Source organism: uncultured Blautia sp., from assembly GCF_902497045.1.
GTDB lineage: Bacteria > Bacillota > Clostridia > Lachnospirales > Lachnospiraceae > Blautia_A.
The window spans coordinates 1-20,149 of sequence record NZ_CABVDF010000028.1 but is presented as its reverse complement, the minus strand read 5'-3'; the positions used below and the strand labels follow the sequence as shown (position 1 = coordinate 20,149).

The 20,149-nt window shown below is 43.6% G+C and carries 18 protein-coding genes, 1 tRNA gene and 1 pseudogene; 3 read left to right on the top strand and 17 right to left on the bottom strand.

Going from position 1 to position 20,149, the window contains the following annotated elements:
* Positions 1–139: 139 nt before the first annotated feature.
* From RDS42_RS04025 to RDS42_RS03985, 9 genes are all read right to left on the bottom strand, one after another.
* Positions 140–766, bottom strand: coding sequence for a V-type ATP synthase subunit D (locus tag RDS42_RS04025; RefSeq protein WP_308782494.1), 627 nt, complete (start codon positions 764–766; stop codon positions 140–142).
* Between the two features lie 35 nt (positions 767–801).
* Positions 802–2,184: a V-type ATP synthase subunit B gene (locus RDS42_RS04020; RefSeq protein ID WP_308782493.1), complete on the bottom strand. Its 1,383-nt coding sequence runs from the start codon at positions 2,182–2,184 to the stop codon at positions 802–804.
* A gap of 16 nt (positions 2,185–2,200) precedes the next feature.
* Positions 2,201–3,970: a V-type ATP synthase subunit A gene (locus RDS42_RS04015; RefSeq protein ID WP_308782492.1), complete on the bottom strand. Its 1,770-nt coding sequence runs from the start codon at positions 3,968–3,970 to the stop codon at positions 2,201–2,203.
* Entirely contained in the window at positions 3,963–4,550 is a 588-nt protein-coding gene (locus RDS42_RS04010) for a V-type ATP synthase subunit E (protein WP_308782491.1), read from the bottom strand. The genes RDS42_RS04015 and RDS42_RS04010 overlap by 8 nt, the downstream gene beginning before the upstream one ends.
* Before the next feature lie 12 nt (positions 4,551–4,562).
* The gene (locus RDS42_RS04005) at positions 4,563–4,871 is read right to left on the bottom strand and encodes a V-type ATP synthase subunit F (RefSeq protein WP_177276547.1); all 309 of its coding nucleotides are present in this window, start codon (positions 4,869–4,871) and stop codon (positions 4,563–4,565) included.
* A gap of 12 nt (positions 4,872–4,883) precedes the next feature.
* Positions 4,884–5,315 (bottom strand): ATP synthase subunit C, encoded by a 432-nt coding sequence (locus RDS42_RS04000; RefSeq protein WP_177276548.1) that lies wholly within the window; start codon positions 5,313–5,315, stop codon positions 4,884–4,886.
* A gap of 86 nt (positions 5,316–5,401) precedes the next feature.
* Positions 5,402–7,336 (bottom strand): V-type ATPase 116kDa subunit family protein, encoded by a 1,935-nt coding sequence (locus tag RDS42_RS03995; RefSeq protein ID WP_308782490.1) that lies wholly within the window; start codon positions 7,334–7,336, stop codon positions 5,402–5,404.
* 27 nt (positions 7,337–7,363) lie between these two features.
* Complete coding sequence (locus RDS42_RS03990; RefSeq protein ID WP_308782489.1) at positions 7,364–8,407, bottom strand: V-type ATPase subunit; 1,044 nt, start codon at positions 8,405–8,407, stop codon at positions 7,364–7,366.
* 18 nt (positions 8,408–8,425) lie between these two features.
* A complete protein-coding gene (locus tag RDS42_RS03985; protein ID WP_308782488.1) occupies positions 8,426–8,737 on the bottom strand; it encodes a hypothetical protein in 312 nt (103 codons plus the stop codon).
* Between the two features lie 244 nt (positions 8,738–8,981).
* On the opposite strand from RDS42_RS03985, the gene trmB reads away from it, so the two are divergent.
* From trmB to RDS42_RS03970, 3 genes are all read left to right on the top strand, one after another.
* Positions 8,982–9,638 (top strand): tRNA (guanosine(46)-N7)-methyltransferase TrmB, encoded by a 657-nt coding sequence (gene trmB, locus RDS42_RS03980; protein WP_308782487.1) that lies wholly within the window; start codon positions 8,982–8,984, stop codon positions 9,636–9,638.
* Positions 9,639–9,753: 115 nt separating this feature from the next.
* Positions 9,754–9,921, top strand: coding sequence for a hypothetical protein (locus RDS42_RS03975; RefSeq protein ID WP_308782486.1), 168 nt, complete (start codon positions 9,754–9,756; stop codon positions 9,919–9,921).
* Between the two features lie 114 nt (positions 9,922–10,035).
* Positions 10,036–10,108: transfer RNA gene (locus RDS42_RS03970), tRNA-Lys, on the top strand.
* A 147-nt stretch (positions 10,109–10,255) separates the two neighbouring features.
* On the opposite strand, the gene RDS42_RS03965 is transcribed toward RDS42_RS03970, so the two are convergent.
* The 8 genes and pseudogenes from RDS42_RS03965 to RDS42_RS03930 form a co-directional block, all read right to left on the bottom strand.
* A complete protein-coding gene (locus RDS42_RS03965; RefSeq protein ID WP_009243691.1) occupies positions 10,256–12,196 on the bottom strand; it encodes a dockerin type I repeat-containing protein in 1,941 nt (646 codons plus the stop codon).
* 201 nt (positions 12,197–12,397) lie between these two features.
* The gene (locus tag RDS42_RS03960; RefSeq protein ID WP_004848452.1) at positions 12,398–14,992 is read right to left on the bottom strand and encodes an FAD-dependent oxidoreductase; all 2,595 of its coding nucleotides are present in this window, start codon (positions 14,990–14,992) and stop codon (positions 12,398–12,400) included.
* Complete coding sequence (locus RDS42_RS03955) at positions 14,989–16,995, bottom strand: transglutaminase domain-containing protein (protein WP_044929440.1); 2,007 nt, start codon at positions 16,993–16,995, stop codon at positions 14,989–14,991. Before RDS42_RS03955 ends, RDS42_RS03960 begins: the two co-directional genes overlap by 4 nt.
* A gap of 341 nt (positions 16,996–17,336) precedes the next feature.
* Complete coding sequence (locus RDS42_RS03950) at positions 17,337–17,909, bottom strand: nitroreductase family protein (protein ID WP_044929488.1); 573 nt, start codon at positions 17,907–17,909, stop codon at positions 17,337–17,339.
* 33 nt (positions 17,910–17,942) lie between these two features.
* Positions 17,943–18,197: pseudogene (locus tag RDS42_RS14990) on the bottom strand (GNAT family N-acetyltransferase); the annotation flags it as partial.
* A 58-nt stretch (positions 18,198–18,255) separates the two neighbouring features.
* Complete coding sequence (locus RDS42_RS03940; RefSeq protein WP_009320141.1) at positions 18,256–18,822, bottom strand: TMEM175 family protein; 567 nt, start codon at positions 18,820–18,822, stop codon at positions 18,256–18,258.
* A 23-nt stretch (positions 18,823–18,845) separates the two neighbouring features.
* Positions 18,846–19,685, bottom strand: coding sequence for a pirin family protein (locus RDS42_RS03935; protein WP_004848443.1), 840 nt, complete (start codon positions 19,683–19,685; stop codon positions 18,846–18,848).
* Positions 19,685–20,104, bottom strand: a complete 420-nt coding sequence (locus RDS42_RS03930) for a MarR family winged helix-turn-helix transcriptional regulator (protein WP_009243480.1) — start codon at positions 20,102–20,104, stop codon at positions 19,685–19,687. Before RDS42_RS03930 ends, RDS42_RS03935 begins: the two co-directional genes overlap by 1 nt.
* Positions 20,105–20,149 lie beyond the last annotated feature (45 nt).

The following is a 20,149-nucleotide window of genomic DNA, read 5'->3' as shown; positions in this document are numbered from 1 at the left end:
CAAATCAATATATTGTGGTTGATGATGAATAAATCAACATCAGGTAGTTTTATAAGAAATATGGTAAAAAAATCCACCGGAAAGAAGAGTGCTCTCCTTTCCGGTGGATTTGTGTATAACTGTGGATATCGTTGAAACTTTAAGAGTTATTCTGCTTCATTCGCTTGATGACCTTGAGTCTGGTGAATTCTTCTCTTTCTTTTTCCTCCAGAGCATTCTGGATGTCTTTTGTAAGAGTCTCATATCTGGGAATGGTAATGTTTTTCAGCGCATTGGCGCGTTTCTGCGTCTTTTTGATATTAGCGGCAAGGCGAATGGCTGCATTTTCGATCATGGAAAGCCGGATAGAAAGTTCTTTAACCTTTTCAAATTCTGCCTTGGCCTGATCCAGGGACATCTTTGTGCTGTAATAGGCGTAAGTGGGAGTATTGGTGCTTTGGGCATCATATTCCACCAGAGGAATTTCTGTTCCCATAACACTTCGTGTTTTAATTCGGATGGAATTTTCCACAGGCACAGTATAGGAAATCTGCTGCACAAAAGCAATACCAATTTCCATATTGGCCTTCTGAAGTGCTCTGTAGGCAGTACGGAAGGTTTCGTCAATCTGCGTCTGGATATCCTTGGCCTGATCGATGAGATCCATCATTTCTTTGATAAGGATGTTTCTTTTTTTATCCATCAGCTCAAAGCCCTGACGGGAAAGTGCCAGAGAGTTTTTGGCAAGTATAAGATTTCCCTTGGTGGGAAAGGTATTCGGATCCAAGAAATCACCTCCGTTGATCTTCTGTTCGCCGGTTTTCAGCGGACAGTTTCTTTATAGTATTTGTTCAGGATCTTTGTATCGATTCGGTCAAGCTCTTCTTTTGGAAGAAGTCCCAGAAGCTCCCAGCCCTTATCAAGGGTTTCAGTAATACTTCTGTTTTCGGTTTCTGTCTGTCCGACAAATTCGGCCTCAAATGCTTTACCAAACACCAGATACTGTTTGTCCAGAGGAGAGAGCTCGTCTTCACCGATAACGGAAGCAAGTGCTCTGGCATCGCCTACTTTTGCGTAACAGGAGAACAGCTGATTTGCCACATCCTGATGGTCTTCTCTGGTAAATCCCTCTCCGATGCCGTCCTTCATCAGACGGGAAAGGGAAGGAAGCACGTTGATCGGCGGATAAACTGCCTGTCCGTGGAGCTGGCGGTCCAGAACAATCTGACCTTCTGTAATATATCCGGTAAGGTCAGGGATAGGATGCGTGATATCATCATTCGGCATAGTCAGGATAGGAATCTGTGTAACAGATCCGGTTCCGCCCTGAACGATACCTGCGCGCTCATAAAGAGTGGCAAGTTCACTGTAAAGATATCCCGGGTAACCTTTTCGGGAAGGGATTTCTCCTTTGGAGGAGGAAACCTCTCGCATAGCTTCACAGAAGGAGGTGATGTCAGTCAGGATGACCAGGATGTGCATTCCCTTTTCAAAGGCAAGGTATTCAGCGGCAGTGAGAGCAATCTTCGGAGTAAGAAGACGCTCCACCACCGGGTCGTTTGCCAGGTTCAGGAACATGACAACATGGTCAGAAGCGCCGCTTTCCTCAAAGGTACGGCGGAAAAATTCAGCTACGTCATATTTTACGCCCATTGCAGCAAACACAATGGCAAAATTTTCATCGGAATCACTTCCAAGAGAAGCCTGCTGTACGATCTGTGCAGCCAGTTTGTCGTGTGGAAGACCGTTTCCGGAAAAAATAGGAAGCTTCTGCCCGCGGATCAGTGTAGTCAGTCCGTCAATGGCAGAGATACCTGTATTAATATAGTTTCGTGGGTATTCACGGGAAACCGGATTCAGCGGAAGACCGTTGATGTTCAGCTTTACTTCAGGTACAATTTCTCCAAGTCCGTCAATAGGCTCGCCGATTCCGTTAAAGGTACGTCCAAGGATATCAGGAGACAGCCCGATTTCCATAGGATGTCCGGTAAGCCGTGTATGTGTATTTGTCAGGGACATATTATCAGTTCCTTCAAAAACCTGGATCACGGCTTTATCTTCATAAATTTCTACAATACGGCCAATTTTCTGTGTGCCGTCATCCATGTGAAATTCAACAATTTCTTCATAGGCGGCGTTTTTTACCCCTTCCAGGACTACCAGAGGGCCGTTTATCTCGCTTAATCCCAAATATTCGATTGCCATAAAAACTTTCCTCCTGTCAGCCGTTTTTCTTTAATACATTGTCATAGAACTCATCAATATCTTTTCTGTACTGGTCAAATTTTTCCAGCTGGTTATTGGGAACATCATATTTAATGGAAATGATCCGTTCAAAAATGTTGTCCTCTTTCAGCACGGAAACGGGCATTCCCCTGTTTACAAGAGCACGGGATTTTTCATAAAGGTAAAGGATGATCTCCATCATCTGGAACTGCTTTTCCATAGGAACACAGGTGTCTTCGTCATGGAAGGCGTTCTGCTGAAGGAACCCAAGACGGATCACTTTGGCGATTTCCAGAGTAAGTTTCTGGTCATCCGGAAGAACATCGCTTCCGATCAGCTTAACGATCTCCATCAGAGAGCTTTCCTGATTGAGGATTGCCATGATCTGATTCCGGTCTGTGACAAATTTCGGAGATACATTGGCGCGGTACCAGGGAGAAAGATCTTCCAGGTATTCACTGTAGCTGGTCAGCCAGTGGATCGCCGGAAAATGGCGGGCATAGGCCAGAGATTTATCAAGTCCCCAGAAGCAGCGGACAAAACGCTTGGTATTCTGGGTAACCGGCTCGGAAAAGTCACCGCCCTGAGGGGATACAGCGCCGATAATGGATACAGAACCTTCTGTTCCGTTTAAGTTCTGCATCATTCCGGCCCGCTCATAAAAGGCGGAAAGCTTGGAGGCCAGATAAGCCGGGAAGCCTTCTTCGGCAGGCATTTCCTCCAGACGTCCGGAAAGCTCACGGAGCGCTTCGGCCCAACGGGAGGTGGAGTCTGCCATGATCGCTACATCGTAGCCCATGTCGCGGTAGTATTCAGCCAGTGTCACACCGGTATAAATAGAGGCCTCTCGTGCGGCGACAGGCATGTTGGAGGTGTTGGCGATCAGTGTGGTACGGTCCATCATCAGGTTTCCTGATTTTGGGTCGATCAGTTTACTGAAATCCTCCAGAACCTGAGTCATCTCGTTTCCACGTTCTCCACAGCCGATATAAATGATAATATCTGCGTCAGACCATTTGGCGATCTGATGCTGGGTCATGGTTTTTCCTGTACCAAAACCACCGGGAACTGCCGCTGTACCGCCTTTGGCAATAGGGAACAGGGTATCCAGGATACGCTGTCCGGTTACCAGAGGAACGCTTGCCGGGAATCGCAGCTGGGTAGGACGCGGGATACGGATAGGCCATTTCTGTGCCAGAGCCAGCTCCTTTGTACTTCCATCAGGAAGCTGGAGAGTTACGATAGGCTCCAGAATGTTATAGTCTCCATCGGGAGCCGCCTTGATTACAGTACCGTCTGTAATGGTGGGCGGAACCATGGATTTATGAAGAATGGAGGCTGTTTCCTGTGTCTCGGCGATGATAGTGCCGGGACCCACAACATCCCCCTCCTTAACTGTAATATGTGTGTGCCATTTTTTTTCTGTGTCCAGAGAATCTACACTGACACCTCTGGAAATATATTTTCCGGAGGTTTTTGCAATTTCTTCCAGAGGACGCTGGATACCGTCAAAAATATTATGAATGATACCAGGTCCAAGAAGTACGGAGATGGCGTCTCCGGTTCCGGTAACGGTTTCACCTGGGCGGAGTCCGGTGGTTTCCTCAAAAACCTGAACGGTGGTCATACCTTTTTTCAGACCGATAACCTCGCCTACCAGATTTTCTTTTCCTACATAGACCATTTCGGAGATCTTGAATCCGGGGTCACCTTTCAGGTAGATGACAGGACCGTTGATTCCATAGATAATACCTGTTTTATTCATGGCTCAGACCTCCGTCAAATTTGAATTCTTTACGCATAGATTCCAGCTCTTCCAGGAAGGAATTGTCGATCATGATATTTTTTTCCGGGATAGCAGCGCGCACACCGCCGATAAAATCATCTTTGGAAAGGGTGAGCTCCGCGCCGGTTTTTGCAGTAAGGATATCCAGCTTGTCACTGTCGCCGGAGGAAAGAGAAATGTGTACCTGATCTGTTCCTGCAAACTCCTGAACGTTTTTGATCTGTTTGCAGAGATAATCCAGATATTCCGGTGACTGCATAAATGCATCCACTTTTTTTCTGACTGCTGAGAAGAGATTGTCTTTCAGCTCTTCCTGTTTTCTTGACCAGTGACGTTTCAGTGTGATCTGTTCTGCTGCAAGGGCTTTGTTGATCTCTCTGCGGACATGATCGGCTTCTGCCTTGATCTCTGCCTCTGCACCCTGTCTGCGGGCATCTTTGTGTTCATTCAGCATCTGGGAAAGTGATTCCCGATGCTCCTGGATTTCTTTTGCAGCATCTTCTTTTGCCTCTTCTATGGAAACATCATAAAAATGCTGCAGTTTTTCATCGATTGTCATGTTTTCACCTGCCTATAATTTCAGTCCGATTGCTTCATTGACATATGAAGTGATAAAATCCGGTTTCCGTCCAGTACCATGTCTGTCAGGAATTTCAATGATCAGGGGAGTTTTGTGGTGGAGCCGGACGTCATCAATGATTTCCGGGAATTCTCTTCCGAATTTTTCCGTAAGGAGAATGATCCCGATTTCTTTGTCTGCGATGGTGCGTTCCAGAGCTTCACGAAGTTCCTGACGCTCATGGACGACTACGCCCTCGACACCTGCCAGGCGCATGCCTGTGTAGGTGTCGATGTTGTCGCTGATTAAATACATTTTCATAGATTATGCCTCTTAAAGTTTACCAAGGATCATAAAGGAGATGATCAGTCCGTAAAGAGCGATACCTTCGGCCATAGCTACGAAGATAATAGATTTACCAAAAAGAGAACCGTCTTCGCTCAGTGCGCCAAGAGCAGCGCTTGCGGAGCTGGCAACGGCAATACCGGAACCAAGACCGGAAATACTTGTAACAAGAGCGGCTGCAATGTAGCCAAGACCGGTAGCAAGTCCGCTTTCAGCACCGGAAGCAGCCTGTACGCTTGCAGTTCCTGCAAACATTACGACAGAAGCTACAAGGATAACGCCGAAGAACAGAAAGCAGTTTACTGCTAATGTACGTTTATAACGTTTTTTGCTTTTTTCTCCAAGGAAATAGCAGCCAAAAGGTACGATAATGCTGAGAACCAGTGCGATTGCTGTTACGATTTGAATGATCATGTTCATGATAATATCCTCCTGATGATAAAATTAATTTTATGGGGAAATTTTGTTACTGCTCACAGTAACAAAATTCCCGGTTGTTTATATATTTACTGGCATTCCCTTTTTTTGAAAGGAAGAAATTCCCGTCCGTTTCCGGCATAGAAGCGGCTGAAGATCTCGTAGTATTCCAGACGAAGAACCTGGATACCAACGATCAGGCCTTCCATGGCGCATACAAAGAGATTTCCAAGAACAACGACGATCCAGTTTGGGGAACCGCCTTCCGTGGCTCCGGCAAGCATCAGCACAACCTCCATCATAGCCGCATGGCTGACGGCAAAGGCGCCGATACGCAGGAAAGAAAGGGTGTTGGAGAGGTAGCTTAACAGTACCTCAAAGAGCTCGAAGAAGCTCTGTACAAAAAACATGCCTTTCTGTTCCGGAAAGATCTGTTTTTTCTTTTCTACCAGATTGGTAAGGGGCTCCTTCAGGAACATCAGAAGAAGCGGAATACCGAACATTACTGCCATAACTGCTGCTGCAGGAAGCTTTTTCCCGGAAACCAGAAGTACTGCAGAAAGGGCAATAGAGCCATAAAATACAAGTCCGGCAACAGCGTTGCTGTCGAACCATGTTTTTTCTGTATTATGGTTGCGTACAGAATTGATGATATTAAATACCATACAGGTCAGAATAAGGAACATTCCGAATCCAATGGCAATAACGAACACGGCATTCAGACGGCCTACAAGAGGAACGTCCATCATGGCTGTCATTGGTTTCAGCCAGAATGCGTGCAGTACTTCCTCGAATCCAAAGATACTGCCGTACATAAATCCGAAGAAAGTGGAAAAGATTCCGGCGCAGCTGATAATGCCTGCCAGATCCATGCGTTTTGTTTTATACAGGATCAGCCCGCCAAAGAAGAGGAGAAGACCCTGACCTACATCTCCGAACATTGCTCCGAAGATAAAAGAATAGGTAAGCGCCACAAACCAGGTGGGATCCATTTCATTATAGGCGGGAAGACCGTACATTTTAATATACATCTCAAAAGGTCTGAAAAGCTTTGGATTATGAAGCTTGGTAGGCGGCGTCTTTTTGGCAGGAGACTGTTCATCTTCCATCAGACAGAAGATCTTATCGTCGTCCTTGATATCTTCCTGGAATGCCAGAGCATCTTTTTCGGTCATCCAGCCGCACAGGATATAGAAAGTATTGTTTTCTCCCTTTGTGCAGGCTGCAAGCCTTCGGATGTCAAAGCTGGAAGAGCAGGCTTCCAGAGCTGCCTTGGCAGAAACGATCGCGGTACGGTTGTCTGTAAGGAATCTTTCTGCATCTTTTTTGTTCTGTTCAAGACCGGCATGGATATCTTTGTGAAGCTTGTCCAGAATAGAAAAAGCTTCCTTTGCAGTACCCTGATAGCAGTCGGGAACAAAAATCTGTTCAAAGTGCATGGAGGAATAAACCGCATGGACTTTATGGGCCTGGTGTTTGGGAACAAAATATACGCCATAGTAATATTGTTCGTCCTCGCTGCATTTCAGAAAAATAGTATCCAGTGTATCATAGATATATTTTTCGAATTTTTTAAAATACTGTTTTTCAATACGACCAAAGCGATAATGGATGTACTGGAGCTTCAGGATTTCGGATACGTCATATTCCAGATTTCGGAATGGACGGATGATCTTAAGGGAATCGATCATCTCCGCATGCTGAGCATGAAGCTTTTCGCGGGTTTCTTCCAATTCCCGGGACTCCCTCTGGATTCTTCGAACTACAGAAACAGCAGTTTCCGTGTCCATTTTCTGAGGAGTGATGCTTTCCGGATCTTCCAGCTGTTCATAAAAACTGCTGATGGAAGTGAGCGCTTCACGATAGGGGTTGATCTCCAAAAACGGAGACAGATTTGCATCCTCTGTCAGTTCAGCAAGTGCATTTTCCAGATGGATCTCATATCTGGAAAGATAGGTTTCCGTCATTCTGTCAATGTCCGCCTTTGGTCCTGTGATGCTCAAAAATTTCATTTTTTCAATCACGATGTTACCTCCGGGTTGATAATAATGTTAATTATTACGGATATACTGGAGCGCTTCCTGAGGATCCACGCCGTAACGAACACACTCAAGTGCAATGGTCAGGCGATAGACCTCATGCTCTTTGTGATACAGATAGGAATAAAGGACTGCTACAGAGTAAGGATCTCTGCGAGCTTCCTTTTCCAGTGTATCCCGGAGCATGACATTATAAAATTCTTCCAGGTTGTGAGCTTCCAGATGTTCGTACTTTCTGCCATAGTAAGTCCTGCGGAACAGTGCGCGGGCCTGATCATAAGTAGTTGATTCCACAAGAGCATTGATCTCTTCTTTTTTTAATTTGTAATTCATAGGGATCAGCAGAGCATAAATGTCTGCGGGCGCCATATGAAAAAATTTTTTTGACCGGAAAATAAACTGAAGATTCAGCATGTCAAATTTTTCGCCATAGGCAGTGGTGATTTCTTTGAGATCATTTCCGGAAAAAAGTTTTTTGCGCACGTTCCAGATCTGTGAAAAATAATACAGATCAAGAGCCATGCCATAGTCGAAAAGCAAAGCGTTTTCATGGTTGCGTATCTGTGAAAGGGGCTGATAAAATTCGTGCCCTTTCAGAGCAGCAATAAGTTCCTCCATGGTGGTGCAGGCGGTAAGCTTATCCAGATCCAGTCGGGAATGCTTACGGAAAAATTCACAGTAAGGTGTGATATCCACCGGATCAGTATCCCTGTGATCAAAAAGATCAGTCATGATCTCTTTCAGCACACGGATTTCATACCGCTTGGAATACAGTTCCAGGAATTTGCGCTGTTCTTTGTTTGCAAATTGGTAGATCCGTGAAAAGTCATGGAAGATAGATGTCTTTAAAAGCTTTTCAATCTGCCCTCTGTGCAGAGAATTCTCATCAAGATCCTTCCAGACTTCTTCATATTCCGGAGTACGTTTCAGGTAGGCGATTACCTGAGGAACATCCGAAAGCTGAAGAATTTCAAGAAGTTGTTCTTCTGTGATCAGTTTACTCTGCATAGCACGGATTTTGGCGGAGATTCCACTGTAGGAAAGGAGATTTCCCATGCTGTGCTGCGCCTCCTTTCAGTGTTCCAGCAGTTTCTGAAATAATTTCTCTGAAAGCTGTTGGTGGTTTTTACTGTAGAAATCATCCAGATCAGAAAGGATCTTTTCAGTTTCCTGACGGAGCGTATTAATCTCTGCATCCTTTTTCTTTTCCAGACTGTTTCTCAGCTCCTGTATCCTGTCATTGGTCTCCTTCTCCAGAGCAGCATCAAAAGCTTTGCACTCCTGTTCCATTTCTGCAGAAAGCGACTTTTTAGTTTCATCCGCTTCTTCCATAATACGTTTGGCAGTAAGCTCTATTTCAGACAGCTTATTTAGTATCTGTTCCATATTCAACCTCCTTTTGGTTTCAGGATTTGTGCCTTTGTGGAACTTTATCCTATGATACACCTTTTGTACAAGAATTTCCACACAAAATTACAGCAGTCTTATGGTTATTATTTTCCTTTTTCTTGTTAATATGTCATAAAATTTCGTTTTTATAGAAGATATACAGGGGAAATTTTCCTTGATGTAAGGAAAAAAAACATGTATGATAGGGTTACGTTTAAGTTTACAGGAGGACAGATCAGATATGAGATTGCGGAATATACCCGGAGCAAAGGATGCAATCCAGGAAAGTGCTTATGTAGTACAGGACCCGAAAACACATAAGGGGAAATGGACGGAGTGTTTTTCAAAGAAGCAGCCGCTTCATATAGAAGTGGGAATGGGAAAGGGACGTTTCCTTATGGATATGGCAAGACTTCATCCGGATGTAAATTATGTAGGAATTGAAATGTACGACAGCGTTCTTCTTCGAGCGCTTCAAAAAAGAGAGGAACTGGAGGAGGCAGGAGAGGGATTTGATAATCTCTTATTTATGAGAGTGGATGCCAGAGAATTGCCGGACATTTTTGAAAAGGGAGAGGTTCAGAAGATCTATCTGAATTTTTCCGATCCATGGCCAAAGGCCCGTCATGCCAAAAGAAGGCTTACTTCAAGGGAATTTCTTGCCCGCTATGAAAAAATTCTGGTTCCGGAAGGACTGGTAGAGTTTAAAACAGATAACAGGGATCTGTTCGACTTTTCACTGGAAGAGGTACAGGAAAGCAGCTGGGAGCTGCTGGCACATACATTTGACCTTCATCATCAGGAGGATATGATGGAAGGAAATGTGATGACTGAATATGAGGAGAAATTTTCCTCTATGGGAAATCCTATCTGCAAGCTGGTGATCCGCCAGAAGTAATGGGTAACAGTCTGTATCAGATATACATATAATATAGAAGAAACACTTCAGAGGACAGAGACTACTGTCCTCTTTTTATCAATTGAGCAAAATTGTTTAGAAGGAGAGAGGCATTATGGCGGCGCTGAAAAAGCATGGCAGAATCCAGGCAGCCCTGATGCAGTTCAGTTATGAGCATCGCAAACTGGACGGACATTTGAAAAAAATTCATAAGAATGCAGGTGAACTGGCAAAAATGCTGGATTCGTTGGATAGAAAAAATGCGGATAAAAGCGAAAAGTGATTTTTTGGTGAAAAAATTTAAAAAAATTATAAAATAATGCTTGACTTTTTATCTGTGGTTTCGTATAATAATTCTTGCGTTAAGGAAATACACAAAATAAACACAATTTAATAAGCGTCTTTAGCTCAGTTGGTAGAGCACCTGACTCTTAATCAGGGTGTCCAGGGTTCGAACCCCTGATCGCGCATTCTAATCACTGTTTTTGCGGACTTGAGAGCCGCGGGGACGGTGATTTTTTTGTACTTTAAATTCAAATATCCGTCTCTTCCCCATTACAAAAAGCGGACAGCTCAATCACCATCCGCTTTTCTTATCGATTTACTATTTACATCACTTACAGGCTTTCTACTTTTCCGCAAACAACTCTCAGGATTGTTCTCAAGTCTTCGATATCAACAGTTCCGTTTTTGTTTATATCTCCCGCCTGTTTCTGCGTTTCTGTCAGTTGTGTCTTTTTACAAATACTTCTCAAGGCTTCACGGACATCGCCGATTTCAACCTTTCCGTTCAAGTTTACATCCCCTTTGACAACTTCAACTTCATCTTTTACAAACTCGACTTTTACAATGCCTGATGAAGCTGTAATCGCATATTTCATAGTAGTACCAGTATAAACCTGACCGTTTTCTTTGTACACTTCTCCGTTAATCGTCCAGTTTTTCACAGAATAACCTTCGTTCGGAGATGCCATAAATTGAACTTCTGTATTCGGAAGAATCTGCGCTCCATTTGATAAATTTTCTCCTGTTGCCGCATTAACCGCTCTTAAAGAACCGTTTGAACCGGATTCATACTGAAGCGTGATCTTCTGTTCTGTGCTTGAATCACCTTTGACAATAATTTTTACATCTACCGAGCCTTCCAAATAGTGATCTGTAGCTGTCGCATGCACAGTTACAGTCGCTTCACCCGCCTTTTTCGGGATCAGCTTACACGATCTGTCTGCGTACGCCTCTTCCACGTCACAAATGTCAGGGTTGTTCGCTTTAAAAGTCACGATTCCCGGAGCTGCCCCCTGCAGGAATACCTCTTTTGCATTTCCTCCCAGTTCAACTGTCATTACCGGACTTGTCACAGCGATCGGGTGTTTCACTTTCTGATAGTTTACATCAATTACATACTCCCGCTTTTCTTTCTCATTCTTTTCGTAAAGAGACGTCTCGTAATAAACTTTGCCGTCCGCTACATGCAAATACCAGATACTGCCCGAAACATTTTCTTCTAACTCAAAAACTTTTTCCGGCTCTGTATTCTTATCAAAGTTCCATTTCCATACAGCTTTCGGAGTGTTGTAGTAAAGCATCCCGTCATAATATGCAATTTCCATACAACCCTTGCCTTTATTATACTGTGACACCGGCCACTCATCCTCGATCTCAACGACCAGTTCTCCCTTCTGAGTCGGGTCTTCCGAATCATACCTCCATATTCCGCTCTTTATCACTCCGTCTCTGGGGAATGATCCGGCAACATATAAACCGCCTTTATATGCGGCCATTTTTCTGGAAACCCATTTCCACTCTACGTTGTCATAAGTTGTATCGTTACAAATTTCATAGCCTTCTCTGTTCCATGTGTGATCTGAAAATTCCGTCTCACTTTTCAGGAAATATTCATGTTTTACAGGGTGGCTTTTTTCCTCCAACACACAGCTTCCGTCATCCCATGTCGCGTCTACAAAATACCATTTTCCATTAATTTTAATCTGATTCCACGCATGAGGCTGGCCTTTTGAAACTCCACTCACTACTTTACACGGAATATTCAGGCGATTCATGTAATACTTATACGCCAATGCATATCCTTCACACACACATTTTTTCTCAAAAATGGCACCTTCAATATCATGGGCCACAAAAGCGCCCAATGACGCACTGTACTGAATTGTTCTAACCAGATGATCATGCACTACAAGCGCTTTTTCCAGATCAGTCGTACAGTTTTCCGTCATCTCTTCAACCATTTCCCATTCCCGTTCCAATTCTTCCGTACGGTCAAAAGGACTTCCTGTCTCGCCGGAATAATAAGGATAATAAGTTTTCAAAAGTCCTGTTTGCGGATCTGTATCGGTTATATCGTTTCGGATCGTCCAATAATATTCCGGTTCCTCATAGTGGATACCGAAAATCACCTTGTTCAATTCTTCATGCGTTATTTTGTACGCGGTTAAATCAATCGCCGTCTGCTTCTTTGCCCAGCAGTCTTTCAGATATTGATCTAACGGAAGCAGCTTCTCTTTAGAGTTTGCTTCTGCAAGCTGTACTTCTGACTGCACTGCCGCCTGCTACGGGTTTTCCTGTGCTCCTACGACGGACGTCCCCGCAATCAATATTCCGCCGCAAAGCGCCAGTGCGCCCGCTCGTTTTTTCCAACCTCTTTTCCATGCCTCATAGTTTTTGTTCATTTTTCTTTTTCCCCTTTACCTTCAATCTGTCTTATGAGTCGCTATGCTGCACTCTATCGTTTTATAAAATTCTTAACAAGTTGCTCCGCCTTTCAAATGTTTCTGCGCTCTTATGTTTTCATCTTTGCGGGCTAACAGTCCATCTCCCAAAAGCTGTTCCTGAACATTTTCAAATCCGAGTCTTTCAACCGTATCCGCAAATCGCTCTCCCGTGATCCCCTGTTCCCGGAACAAAAGAATTGCTTTTTCCACAATATCAAGCACTTCTTCTTTATCTGTAAACACTTTTTCAAGGTATCTTCCCCGCGCTACTTTCTTGCCCCAGCGTCCGCCTATATATACGCGATACCCCGAAACAAATTCTTCAGTCACACCAAACGGACATTTACTGATGCACCTTCCACAGTGATTACATACATTTTCGTCGATCACAATCTTTCCGTCCACCATTTTTGCCGCATGGATCGGACAATTTTTTTCTACCTGGCAAATCCGGCAGCCACGGCACTTTTCAAGATCGACCCACGGAACTTTCTGACCGATAATTCCAAGATCATTCAGATCCGGTTTTACACAATTATTCGGACATCCTCCTACCGCGATCTTAAATTTATGCGGCAGCTTCACATCGCTGTATCCATGGAAAAATCTTTCATGAATTTCTTCGGACAATGCAAACGTATCGATCAGCCCGTACTGACAAGTCGTTCCCTTGCACGATACAACCGGACGGACTTTTGAGCCGGTTCCTCCCATCTCAAGTCCTGCCTGCATCAGATATTCCCGCAGCGGTTCTATATTGTCATAAGGAACGCCCTGAATCTCCATCGTCAGACGAGAGGTCATTGTCACTTCTCCGCTTCCGTATAACTGCGCCGCCTCGGCAATCGTGTGCGCTTCTTCGGCTGTAATCTTTCCGTTTCTTGTGATCACACGTCCGTTAAATTTATCCGGCGTCCTTTTATCCTTTAAAAATCCAAGCGCTTTTACTCTCGTCTCGTCTTCTTTAGAGACAGCTTCTTCTATATTATTTTTCACTTTTACATCATTGAAAAATGTTGCTCCTTCAAGAACGACTGTATTCGTATAGCCGTAATGACGCAACCGGTTTTGAAGAAAATATCCTCTTTTGCCCTTTGCACAGACAAGAAGCAGTTTCTCCTCTTTTCCAAGTCCTTTGATTTCGCCGTTTACAGCTCCTAAGTTTACATATACCGCTCCTCTGATCGACGGCTCCGGCGCAACATCGACAACCGTATAGCCTTCTGCTTTTCCTGCGGCATACTCCGCAGGAGTCATGCTGACGATCGTACCGTCCAGTTTGTTCATCAATACATAAACAGCCTGCACAAACGGATGGATTGCTGTTGAGAACGGCGGTGCATATGCGAAATCCGCATTTTCAAAATCATCCAGAACCGCGCCCATATTCAATCCCATCACTGCGATATCAACCATCTTATCAACAGAGCCCGGACCAAACACCTGAACGCCAAGCAGTTTTCTTGTACTCCGGTCTGCAATCAGTTTCGTAATGAAAAACGAAGCGTCCGGATAATAATGCGCTTTATCATCCGTCGGAACAAGCGCCGTAACTACATCGTAGCCCGCTTCTTTTGCCTGCGCTTCTGTCAGTCCTGTTCTTCCGGCATTCAGACCCGGAAGCTTCACAACGCCTGTGCCGAGAACTCCCGGATACGACTTCTGCGCTCCGGCAAGTACCTGTGCCAATGTACGTCCTTCCAGATTCGCCGAAGATCCCATCGGTGACCACTGACGTTTTCCCGTCAGACGGTTCTTCACCATCACACAGTCTCCTGCCGCATATACATCATCCAGATTCGTTTTCATCTGATCGTCTGTAAGAATCGTTCCTTTGAACATCTCTATACCGCTGTCATTTAAAAACTCCGTATTCGGACGGATTCCCGCAGCCATGATGATCATTTCACACGGCAGATTTCCGGCAGACGTCTTAATTCCCGCCACACGGCCCTGTGTACCTCTTTCATATATCTGCTCCGCTTTCGTTCCTGTAAGCACGCGGATTCCCTGCCGGATCAGATGTCTTTTCGCATAGAGCGCCATCTCAGGATCAAAAATATTCGGCAGGATCTGATCCGCAAAATCAATGACGGTCACCTGGATTCCTTTTGCCTGTAAATTCTCCGCAGCCTCAAGTCCGATGAAACCAGCTCCGATCACAACCGCTTTTTTCACATTGTTTTGTTCTGCATATGTACGGATTCCTTCTGCATCGTCAGGCGTTCTCATCTTAAATACGCCTGCCAGTTCTTTTCCTTCTATCGGAAGGATCGCGGGAGATGCTCCTACTGCAACTACTAATCTATCGTAGGAACAGACTTCTTTCTCGCCTGTCTGTACATCCTGCACCGTCACTTGCTTTTTTTCTGCGTCGAGTGCAACCGCTTCTTTCCCCGTTCTTACTTCAACCCCGGTCAGCGCGGAATATTTCTGCGGAGTATTCACGATCAGCTCGTCCCTGCCCTCGATCAGTCCGCCCACATAGTACGGCAGACCACATCCCGCATAAGAGATATCTTTATCTTTCGTAATCACAGTCACATCAATATTTCTGTCTTCCCGTTTCAATTTCGCAGCAGTTTTTGTTCCGGCAGCCACTCCGCCGATGATTAATATCTTCATTTTGACGCCCCGCTTTCTTCCATATTCAGTTGATCGATCTTTCCGCAGACAAATCTTAAGATCTTCCTTAAATCTTCTATATCAACGTTTCCGTTTTCATTTACATCCGCCGCCTGCTTCTGAAGCGCTGTCAGTTCTGTCTTTTTGCATATACTTCTCAAGGCTTCACGAACATCGCCGATCTCGACCTTCCCACTTAAATTTACATCGCCCTTCACAAATGCCGGCTCATCTTTTACAAATTCAACTTTCACGCTGTCAGATGAAGCGGTGATCGCGCGCTTTAATTCCATGCCTGTATAAACGATGCCGTTTTCCTTATATACTTCTCCGTTTACAACCCAGTTTTTCACAGAATAACCGGAATTTGGAGACGCCGTAAACTGAACTTCTGCATTCGGTTTGATCTTTGCTCCGTTTTCAAGTATTTTCCCTGTTGCCGCATCAACTGCTGCTATACTTCCTCCGTCTCCGGCTTCATATTGAAGAGTGATCTTTTCTTCAATATCATCCCGCTCTTTAACGATCACTTTTACATCTACCGCACCTTCCGCATAATGATCCGTCGGATCTGCATGAACCGTTACGATCGTCTCCCCGGCTTTTTTAGGAATCAGCTGACAGGACTCGTCTTTCCACACAACTTGAACGTCGCAGATCTCAGGATTCTTCGACGTATATGTTACGTTCCCCGGAGCCGCCGACTGCAGGAACACATTTTCACCGCCCATTACAACTGTCATAACCGGTTTGGTTACTGCGATCGGATGCTTTGCTTTCCGGTAATCTTCGTCAAACACATATTGCCCCTTCTGTCTCTCTCCTTTTTCATAAACGCCTGTCTCGTAATAAATCTTCCCGTTTGCAGCCTCTGCATCCCATATTTCGCCCGGAATACTCTGATCCAGTTCAAATACTTTCTCAGGTTCTGATTCAGGATCGAAATTCCATCTCCATACAGCCCGCGGCGTATTGTAGTAAAGCATTCCGTCATAATAAGAAAGTTGTGAATATCCTCTTACTACATTGACAGAGTTCAGCTGCCACTGATCTGTGATCGGAAGCACTAATTCCGCTTCTTTCTCTATATTTTCCGCATCGATCCGCCATATACCGCTCACTTCTTTTCCGCCGACGATCAACGATTTAGAGCGGTACAGTCCGCCCTGATAAGCGTACATTCCCTGAAGATCATTTTTCCAGTCTAAATTGTCATACGTCGTATCGCTGCAAGTTTCATACAGTTCGCTTTCCTTGTTCCATACATGATTCGGAAACTTATTCTCACTGCACAAAAAATACTGATGCTTTACGTCATGACTGTTCGCCACATCATCCCATGTCGGATCTACCATGTACCAATTCCCGTTAAGCTGAATCTGATTCCACGCATGAGACTGACCATTTGACGTTCCGCTTACGATCTTGCACGGAATTTCCAAACGATTCATATAATATTTATACGCAAGCGCATATCCCTCGCACACAGCTTCTTTCTCAAAAATTGCGCCTTCAATGTCATGAGCCGCCGCCTGCAGTCTGGAAGAATACACGATTGTATCGCACAAGTGCTCATGTACTACCAGCGCTTTTTCTATATCCGTTTTACAATATTTCGTTTTTTCCTTTACAACTTCCCATTCCCGTTCCAGTTCTTCGCTCCTGTCAAGAGGTTTTCCCGTCGTTCCCTCGTAATATTGATAATACGTTTTTACGAAGCCTGTTTCCTCGTCTTTATTAATAGCAGTGTTGCGCAACACCCAATAATACTCCGGATTTTCATAATGTATCCCGAAGATGACCTTATTCAGTTCTTCTTCATTCAGTTTATACGCGCTTACATCAATCACCTCTTGTTTGTTCTTCCAGCACTCCTTCAAATATTCCTCGATAGAAAGCTGCACCGTTTGCAGCTCCTCCTTTGCCAATCGTATCTCCGTTTGATCCGCCGTAAACTGCGGATGCTCCTGTGCTCCGGCGACAGACGTTCCCGTTATTATCATTCCTGCACAGAGTGCTAGCGCTCCAACCCGCTTTTTTCAGTCCTTTTTCCATAATCCATATTCATTTTTCATTTTTCTTTTTCCCTTTTCTCTACGCTCTTCCGCTTCTGTTTTACAGACCGATATTATACAGACAGGCTAACATTTAGGAATATAATTGTCAACCATATTCCGCATATTTTCACCCTTTTTTCTGACGATTATTTTCCCCTCTTTTATTCCTTTTCTCCTTCGGTTCTCCGAACTGTTTTCCTCGTTTATGACGGTGCAAAAATCCCCCTCTCCGGATGATCCGAAAAGGGGGATTTTATGTTTTTATTTGATTCTATTCTGATGAGCCGCTATCTTAACACGGTTACTCTTTTATCTATATCTTCTTTTTCTTTTTTATCGGGTTCGCTGACTATGCCTCCAAACGGCATCTGAGCTACCAGTTTAAAGTTTTCCGGTATATCAAAAATTTCCTTCACCCGTGCATCTATTACCGGATTATAATGCTGCAGCGAAGCGCCGACATTCAACTCTCTTAGCATAGACCAAACAGCAAGCTGCAGCATCCCGTTTGCCTGATTTGCCCAAACAGGAAAATTATCCGCATATGTACTGAACTGTTCCTGCATTTTCTTAACAGTTGCCTCGTCATATAAAAACAGCACTGTTCCGGCTCCGGCTTTAAACGAATCTATTTTTTCCCGAGGTACTTTTCCCTCAAAAACATTGTAAATTTCATCCCACAGCCGATCGTGTTTTTCACCAAATGCAAGCACGATTCTTGCACTTTTCATATTGAATGCATCCGGCACTAATTCTGTAACTTCCTTTATCTTTTCTTCAATCTCTTTTTCCAAAACCGGCAGATTCTTATCAATGTTATAATATGTTCTTCTGTTTTCTAATGATTTTATGATGCCCATAACTGCCTCCTCCTTTAACAGTACGTCTAAATATTCTTTCTTTAACTTAAATTCCCTTTTTGCGAAAGAACATAAAGGAATAATTTTTATATCGTTTTTTCTCGCTTCTTCAACCAGTTTAGCAACTAATCTGCCTGCGATTCCCTGTCCGCCATAACTTTTTTCCACAAAAGTGTGGTCTATGATCCATACTTTATCCGACTTAGCATATGTGCTTTCTCCAATGAATTTTTCATCATCGTATGCGGCCGCTCTGTTTTCTTTTTGTTCATATATAATTTTTATCACTGTCGATTACCTCCTGCTTATACAATACATTTTTTCATTTACGTTTGCGCCTTTTTCATCATGCTTTTTCCAGCCTGCTGTCCGGTACGATCCAAGTCAAAGCGATCGCAATATATATCAAATACGAAATGACCGGAAAATAAAAAGCAAAAATAATAGCGGCGGCATATGCGATAATAGAAAGCTTTCCTTTTAAATCATTTCCGATATTTCGGAAAATTTGAGAGTCCTTTCCATTAATCTTTATAACTTCAGCCTGGACTATATTGTAAGAGACAGCACACATAAAGAGTATGATTCCATAAAATAAAGCCGGTAAACTTTTATACGGATTTAGTCCCATCCATTCCGTTGCCATCGGGATCAATGACATCCAAAAGATCCAATGTAAATTTTTCCATAACAATCTACCTGATACTGAATCTGTCATATTAATTAAATGATGATGGTTTGCCCAATATATCCCCACATAAATAAAACTTAGAATATATGCTAAAAATGTCGGGAAAACCTCTTTTACCGCATCCAAAGTTAAATCTTTCGGTGCATTAAGCTTTAGCACCATGATTGTTATAACGATCGCTAATACGCCATCACTAAAGGCTTCCATTCTCCCTCTGCTCATTATACTTTTCCTTGTAGTTCGTATTAATACTCTGCTGTTTCTTTGATGAATGTATTGCTTCTAAGTTCTAAAAACGCCTTTTGAAGCTCTTCCTGCGTATTCATTACAATCGGACCGGCCCATGCAACCGGTTCATTCAACGCCCTTGAATTCATATATAAAACTTGAGCCTTCTCATTCCCGTTCTTAATTGTAAGACTGTCTCCTTCCGTTAATTTGACGGCTGTTTTTTCCTCTATGTGCTCGCCGTCAATATAAACGTCTCCTAAAAGTGTAAAGACCATTACCGAATCATCCTCTTCCATCGTAAGTGTAACTTCTGCATCAGCATTTAGATGGATATCGTAATAATCCATAGAGAGATAATCGCCTTTATAGCCTTCATGTTCCCCATATTTTCCGGCTAAAAGTCTTATCTTTCCTCCTTCTATTTCAATCTCCTTTATATCTTCGTTTTTAATACTATTGTAACTTGGCTTACTCATTTTATCTTTTGCCGGTAAATTCAGCCACAACTGTACTCCTAAAAGCCTTTCTGCCGCCGGAACCATCTCCTCATGCATAATTCCGGAACCCGAATTCATCCACTGAACTTCTCCGTCTGAAATACCCGCTTCATTCCCAAGACTGTCTCTATGAACCATCTTACCTCTCGATACATAACTGATCGTTTCGATCCCTCTATGCGGATGCATTGGAAATCCTGCTGTATAATCGTCGGGATTAATGCTATCAAAAGAATCAAGCATTAAAATAGGATCAAACTCTTTTGTTGTCAGATTCCCCAAAACTCTTACTAATTTTACGCCTGCGCCATCTGTTGTTCTGAATCCTTTGACTTTAGTCTTCACTTTTCTTTTCATTATAATTTTCCTCCTATTTTCTTCAAAAGATACAGCAGTTTTTCCTTTTCTTCCTGATCTAAAACTTCCATGCTTTCTGCTATCATCGCTTCATTTCGAGGTACGATTTTACTAATTACATCATATCCTTCTTGCGTCAGATGCAGTATGCACACGCGTCTGTCTTTCTCGTTACACATTCTTTCGACATAGTTCATTTTTACTAAATTGTTCACTATAAGAGGTATCGTTCCTACACTGCTTAAGATTCTTTCCCTTACCTCTCCTACACTCATATCTCCCTTGCTGTAGAGAGCCTCTAAAACCATAAACTGGCTAAAGGTTAAATTGTACTCCGCTGCTATCTTGGATGTCTTTTTATCCAAGGCGTTTACATTTCTGTGAAGTCCGATCAATATCTTCATCTCAGTTCTTCCCAAAAATCATTCACCTCCTTAAGCATTTTATATCTAACTAGATAATAT

Coding starts and splice junctions, on each gene's coding strand:
- RDS42_RS04020 (WP_308782493.1), bottom strand. CDS start 2,184: ATGGCAATCGAATATTTGGGATTAAGCGAGATAAACGGCCCTCTGGTA.
- RDS42_RS04015 (WP_308782492.1), bottom strand. CDS start 3,970: ATGAATAAAACAGGTATTATCTATGGAATCAACGGTCCTGTCATCTAC.
- RDS42_RS04010 (WP_308782491.1), bottom strand. CDS start 4,550: ATGACAATCGATGAAAAACTGCAGCATTTTTATGATGTTTCCATAGAA.
- RDS42_RS04005 (WP_177276547.1), bottom strand. CDS start 4,871: ATGAAAATGTATTTAATCAGCGACAACATCGACACCTACACAGGCATG.
- RDS42_RS04000 (WP_177276548.1), bottom strand. CDS start 5,315: ATGAACATGATCATTCAAATCGTAACAGCAATCGCACTGGTTCTCAGC.
- RDS42_RS03990 (WP_308782489.1), bottom strand. CDS start 8,407: ATGGGAAATCTCCTTTCCTACAGTGGAATCTCCGCCAAAATCCGTGCT.
- RDS42_RS03985 (WP_308782488.1), bottom strand. CDS start 8,737: ATGGAACAGATACTAAATAAGCTGTCTGAAATAGAGCTTACTGCCAAA.
- trmB (WP_308782487.1), top strand. CDS start 8,982: ATGAGATTGCGGAATATACCCGGAGCAAAGGATGCAATCCAGGAAAGT.
- RDS42_RS03975 (WP_308782486.1), top strand. CDS start 9,754: ATGGCGGCGCTGAAAAAGCATGGCAGAATCCAGGCAGCCCTGATGCAG.
- RDS42_RS03960 (WP_004848452.1), bottom strand. CDS start 14,992: ATGAAGATATTAATCATCGGCGGAGTGGCTGCCGGAACAAAAACTGCT.
- RDS42_RS03955 (WP_044929440.1), bottom strand. CDS start 16,995: ATGATAATAACGGGAACGTCTGTCGCCGGAGCACAGGAGCATCCGCAG.
- RDS42_RS03950 (WP_044929488.1), bottom strand. CDS start 17,909: ATGGGCATCATAAAATCATTAGAAAACAGAAGAACATATTATAACATT.
- RDS42_RS03940 (WP_009320141.1), bottom strand. CDS start 18,822: ATGAGCAGAGGGAGAATGGAAGCCTTTAGTGATGGCGTATTAGCGATC.
- RDS42_RS03935 (WP_004848443.1), bottom strand. CDS start 19,685: ATGAAAAGAAAAGTGAAGACTAAAGTCAAAGGATTCAGAACAACAGAT.